Consider the following 6,004-nt stretch of genomic DNA (forward strand, 5'->3'; position numbering starts at 1 on the left):
TTCACCAAAAAAAATTAATGAAACCTCCCTTTGATTCCATTCTCTTATTGCAGGGGTTGAGCATCAGCAAAAAAAAGCCTGCCCAGGTACGTCACTAATTGATAAATGTCATTTTACATTGTAACGCTGCCACAATTTGAAATTAAGAGGGAGAGATATAGATTATGAGAAAATTAGAGATTAGGTACATTGCAGATGAAAGTCAAATTATTAAGATGGTAAGGAACAATAAGCATGGATAGAAAAAAAGCGGTTGAAGAAGCTATTGCATCTTTAAAAATGGAGGGCTTTGTTTTTACGGAAGAAGAGTTAGCTCTTTTTGATAGATATGCTAAAGGCGAAATATCTTCGGATGATATCAGAAAAAATACTTACGAAAAAATAGCACGTTGGAAAATTGAAAGTCCGGAATCTTTTGCAAAGGAATAACCTCGATCCCAACGTCAAGTACCTAATAAAAGATGGTGGAGTTTTTTAAAAGGAGTGAGTACTTAAAATGAATAAAACCTTTGAATACTATATGTCATTGCCTTATACCGTAATGATTTATTCATCACCAGAAGGTGGCTTTGTTAGCGAAATAAAAGAATTACCTGGTTGTTTAAGCCAAGGAGAGACAAAAGAAGAATCTTTAAAAATGATTGAAGATGCTAAAAGAGCATGGATTGATATTGCTTTGCAAGATGGTGACGAAATTCCCGAGCCAACAGATACAACAAAAAAAATGATGAAAACTCGTTGACAATGATTTGACAAAGGCGTAAAATCGAGCTATAGGGGTCTGTCCAGTACCAAATTTAATATAACGTCAAAAGGTCGTAAGTCTTGATTAAGACTAGCGGCCTTTGTTTTATAAAATAACAAGTCGCATAAAAATGTCATGAAAATGTCATCTTTCTGACATTTTTTATTGAACAATATTATATAGGGCTTTTAAAATCTCGCAATTTTTTGCGAGCTTTTTTTTATTTCAAAAAATATTTAGAATCCCTATTATTTTCTCTGAAAGTTAATTTATATAATTGTTGGAGGTGGAAAAAATGAAAAAATTTATAAAAATGATAATTACTTACATTATAAAAAAAATGATTGATTCCTTATTTTTATAAGCATCAATTTAAAATACAAAAGATAAATAATTAAATTTTTATTGTCCACTATATTGAGGAGTGAAGGTTGTCGTATTGTCACATATGAAGGAACAAGGGATTATATATTAAGATGTAAAAATTCCGTAAGGCGCACTTAGGCATAACTAAAGTTATGCGTGCTTAATGCCTTACTTTGGGTAAGGCAATTTCCTGGTTAATGTACCCTTCGGGCCATGCCACTTTTCGAACCTTCGGTTATGTAGAAGGTTTCAATCAAAGATCAAATTTCTATCCGCCTTCGCTCGGCCCTTAGTTGTTTGTTTTTGTTCTCGTTCATAGTTTGTTATAGGAAACAACTCCTTTGAGTCACTAACACGCTCTAGGAGCGTAGAAGGGAACGTTCTAGCCTATCGACCGCAGTCGATGTTAGCCCCTCAGGGCGGTGTCCTCTATGAGATATTGAACGATGAAGAAAAGCATCAATCAAAAGGAGAGAAGGAAACGGAAAATAACCTTTGACCTTTGACTAAAAAAATCCTCGTGGAAGCTTAACTTATAAGTAAAAACTAACAATAGCGGTAGCATATTAAAACTATAAAGAAAATATAATGCCAACTATTGACATGTGATGACTTTTTCGTTATCATAATGTATAGATTGATGACTTAAAAGTCATCATAAATATAGGAGGGCTGTCTAATGTACGAAATCATTTTCTACGAAGACGCCCATGGAAATTCCCCAGTTGACGAACTCATCAGCAAGCTCGACCAAAAAGCGGAAAAAAATAACAAAGATGCTCGAATCCAGCTAAAGCAAATCATGTACCAAATCGATGTCCTTGAAAACGTCGGAACTCGTTGTTCTAGCGAATATGTAAAATACATTCGTAATGACATATGGGAACTCCGACCGGGTGACAATCGAATTTTGTTATTCGGCTGGAAGAATAACAAAATCGTCCTTTTACATTCATTCCGCAAAACAACAAATGAGACACCAAGAAGACAAATCGAGCGAGCTGAAAGAGAAATCCAAGACTGGGTAAGTAGACATGGGAAGTAGAGGGGGATAATCCCCCTCCCTGAAAAGGGAAAATGATGACGAAGAATTAGAGAAGCGCATTTAGCTCGAAAGAGAACGAACGAATCATTAAATTTAAAAGGAGGTGCGAATATGAGAACGTGGAACGATGTTAGAGGAAAAATAAAATCAATTAGTCAAGAAGAAAAAGATGAAATCAAATTATCTGCTAAGTTAGTTGGTCAACTTATTACAAGACGTGAGGAATTAGGCATATCGCAAAGACAATTATCTATAAGATCAGGCTTACAACAAGCCTCAATTGCTAGACTTGAGAAATATAATGCTATTCCTCGCATCGACACATTCGCAAGATTATCAAAATCATTAGGTTTGGAGATCCAACTTGTGGCAACAAACCCAAGTAAGGAGTAACATGAATTAGGAGATATTTAGTTTAGAGAACCCAATTGTTAGTGGTCCTTAACTATCTAGAGGAGTGATCACCAAGGAAAGTATTTAATAATAAGTATTCAGAATTATAGTTACCGGAAACTAGAGATTTACTGAAGAAGAGTAGGCGTACGATGCCTACTCTTCTTAATTTTCAATATGAATTTTTAAAAAACAGAAAAGCCCACCAATCGCATAAGACCGTCGAAAGCATTTGCGATAAGTGAGCCAGCTACTTAGTAAGGGGAATTTCCCTATTTATAAGTAATATATCACATTTAAAACCATAAAAACATAACTATAGTTAACAAAACCGAAATATATCGCGTTTTCGTGAATTATCTCTGTTTTTCGCTAGAATTTGAAATAAAAATAGTCGCAAAAAAACCCCATTTATGGTAAGATTTAAGTGCTTAAGTCAAATCTAAAACATAAAAGGGGGTTCTCTGCTTGAATTCTATTCAATTGGTTAGTTCTAGTATACCCAATAAAACCGAACTTAGCAACATTTTTAAAGAAAAATCCGTCGAAATCCTCTTGGTAAAGGAAAAGAAATCCTCCCCTTTTTTAAGTGGCGAAAAAGCCTCTTTAACCTATACCACAGAAGGGTTTGAAGGTGTAGAAAAACCTAGAAATTTAAAATCACATTTTGATTCGAATTTATCCTTGTCAAAAATGAAAGAATCCGATGACTCACATAAAAATCTTCATAACAAATATATGAGACAAAATAAATCCCGAAAAATTCTCTATGCTTTTGAAAGATTGATCTTAGATACTGATCCTCAATACTCACATTTGACCGAATTAGAACGTCACTATAAAGCTATGAATTCTCATTCGACTATAAAGTGTTTACGTGTCAAAACTCGTAACTCTGACAATGTAGGGATTCGCGTAGATCATAAACATAAAAAAGCTCATTATACTGGTGTTATGGTTTGTGGAAGTCCTTGGGCGTGTCCGTTGTGTGCTAGTAAAATTCAAAATCGTAGGGCAATTGAAATCCAGGAGGCTTTTAAATGGGCATATAGGGACAAGCAGTTTCAAATGATGATGGTCACTCTCACCTTTCCACATGGAATTGCTGATGATTTGGGCGAGATGATGGAGAAACTTAAAATAGCTATGGTTTATTTTAGAAAAGGTGCAAATTACGATAAGTTTAAAAAAAGTATCGGATATCAAGGCATGATTAAAGCCCAGGAAATTACTTGGGGACAAATTAACGGATGGCATCCACATACTCATGAATTGCAAATTATAAATTATGATATTGATCAAAAAGAAGAAAAGAGAATTAGCAAGTTTATCTTGAATCAATGGGAAATGGCTTGTAAAAAAGCAGGGCTGCTTAAACATGGCAGTATTGCTGATTTCCGCAAAAAAGCCGTACATATCATATTTCATGCTAAAGATTCCGATTACCTGGCTAAACTCAATAATGAAGATCGAGCCTGGGGAGCTGATAAGGAAATGGCATCTGCTTCAACCAAAAAAGGCAGAATGACAGGATTATCACCTTTTCAGATTTTAGATCAATCAGATGAAAATGAGGAATTTCAAAACTTATATTTAGAATACGCCTTGAAGATGAAAGGCAAACGCCAATTAGTTTGGTCGAAAGGCTTGAAAGAAAAAGTTGGTATCAAAGATAAAACAGATGAAGAATTAGCACTTGAAGAATCTAGTGAAAGTGACTTACTAGCTTTATTTACTAATGAGCAATGGTATATCGTACTTAAAAATAAAGATCGCGCCTATGTTCAATGGCTTGCAGTAAATTATGGATTCGAGGGACTAGCCCAGTATTTTGAAAAGCATGGTTCAATTCTAAATGCCCCTGTTTTTCATAAAGAATCAAGTTTGGAAAATAGGAATGATGATGGATGAAGCCATATAAATCAAACCTACTACAGGGTGTAGTAGGTACTGTAGTAGGAACTACTACACCCTGTGTAGAAGGTGTAGTAGAATCTAGTTACAACATGTTGTAGAAGGTGGTTTAGTATGAATGATGATTTATTTTTAACGGTTGAAGAGTTCGCCAATCGATTAAATGTTAATCCCGAAACAGTTCGGAGAAGAATTAGGAAAGGTTCTATTAAAGCGCAATTATTACCAGGACCGAGGGGCGATCAATATAGTATTCCTGTTAGTGAATTAACTACGCAGGAAGCTCAAATAGTACCATTACCACAACTTTCACCTGCCATAATAGATCAACTATCAAACGCCATGGAAAAAGCCGTACATAATGCTATAGAACCATTACACAACACTATAGAAGCACAAAAAAAAGAAATACTTGCTTTAAAAGAACAACTAAATAAAATTGATTCTTCAAATTTAAGTAGGTCAATTGATCTAAATCTAAAAATAGATACTTTTATATCCGAGAGCCGAGCCGAACGAAAGGCAAAAAAAAGCCGGTGGAAGTTTTGGGAATGAAATAAAACAAGCCGTCTCTGACAGGGAGAATTTTAAAATAGTTGCTTTTTTTCACTTTTATTATATCAACTTAGAAACATAGATAATACGCGGTGTCGTGGAGCGCCTGTAGCCAAAAGCAACGTTTTTGCACATATATAATAGAGGGGTATTTTCGGCTTTATGCAAAATTACTTTAACACGGTACTAAAGTATCTAGAATCCATGTTAAATTTGTAAAATGAAATCCTGCTATAATATGTCCAATTTAATAAATACAAAAAAGCAAACAATGTGCCCCTTATACAGGGAAACGTAGTTTGCTTTTTATATTGGCTTAAAAAGATATAAAAAGGGCACGAAAAGGGACCAAAAAAGGCACAGAAAGGAGATAGAATGTTATGTCGTTATTACAAAGTTAGTCTTATAATAGTTTGAGTAGAAAATAAATTTTGATTTGAAGTTAGGTTATAATGTGAAAAATAGTTTAAGACAGTTTAAAGGTACCGACCAAATGCGTAAAATAAAGTAATTGCGAATTTGTTTAGATATAATGGTTGTATAAAGTAAAAAAAAAATCATTATAGATGTAAATCAAAAACGGCTGGAAATTCCAACCGTTCAATTTATGGGGGATTCAATATAGATATTTTATCAGTAGGAGGTGACAGCCTAGTGCCGACAGATGCTACTAATATTTTCGCTATAGGTAGTGCTATAGCATCAGCTTGTGTTATTGTTTCTAAAGTTGTGAAGCATATCAAGTTTGATATAACATTCAAATAAGTTCTCTGCAAAGAACTTACATATAGGGATTCACTGCGATAAGACAATCCCCCTGCCTTATCTTTTTCTCTTTACAATATAGTCAGTCTGCCCTTAATGTCAATGATTTTATACAGTTGGATTTCCTTGCCGAGAGAGACGGCATTTTTGGTGCTCAGATTATACCGCAATCGTTCATTTCATCAAGGGTATCCTTAAATTTTTTTGTCCTTCGGATGCGT

At 34.5% G+C, this 6,004-nt stretch carries 6 protein-coding genes; all 6 read left to right on the forward strand.

The window, feature by feature from the left end; genetic code table 11:
• Positions 1-234: 234 nt before the first annotated feature.
• Positions 235-429: an antitoxin VbhA family protein gene (locus tag QSJ81_RS25560; RefSeq protein WP_285720112.1), complete on the forward strand. Its 195-nt coding sequence runs from the start codon at positions 235-237 to the stop codon at positions 427-429.
• A gap of 67 nt (positions 430-496) precedes the next feature.
• A complete protein-coding gene (locus QSJ81_RS25565; protein WP_285720113.1) occupies positions 497-742 on the forward strand; it encodes a type II toxin-antitoxin system HicB family antitoxin in 246 nt (81 codons plus the stop codon).
• A 1,048-nt stretch (positions 743-1,790) separates the two neighbouring features.
• On the forward strand, positions 1,791-2,156 hold the full coding sequence (locus tag QSJ81_RS25570) for a type II toxin-antitoxin system RelE/ParE family toxin (protein ID WP_285720114.1): 366 nt from the start codon (positions 1,791-1,793) through the stop codon (positions 2,154-2,156).
• A 111-nt stretch (positions 2,157-2,267) separates the two neighbouring features.
• Positions 2,268-2,549, forward strand: coding sequence for a helix-turn-helix domain-containing protein (locus QSJ81_RS25575; RefSeq protein ID WP_285720115.1), 282 nt, complete (start codon positions 2,268-2,270; stop codon positions 2,547-2,549).
• 468 nt (positions 2,550-3,017) lie between these two features.
• Complete coding sequence (locus QSJ81_RS25580; protein ID WP_285720116.1) at positions 3,018-4,460, forward strand: protein rep; 1,443 nt, start codon at positions 3,018-3,020, stop codon at positions 4,458-4,460.
• A gap of 117 nt (positions 4,461-4,577) precedes the next feature.
• Positions 4,578-5,018 (forward strand): helix-turn-helix domain-containing protein, encoded by a 441-nt coding sequence (locus QSJ81_RS25585; RefSeq protein ID WP_285720117.1) that lies wholly within the window; start codon positions 4,578-4,580, stop codon positions 5,016-5,018.
• Positions 5,019-6,004: the final 986 nt, after the last annotated feature.

The sequence above is a fragment of the Pelosinus sp. IPA-1 genome (assembly GCF_030269905.1).
In the GTDB taxonomy this organism is placed as follows: Bacteria; Bacillota; Negativicutes; order DSM-13327; family DSM-13327; genus Pelosinus.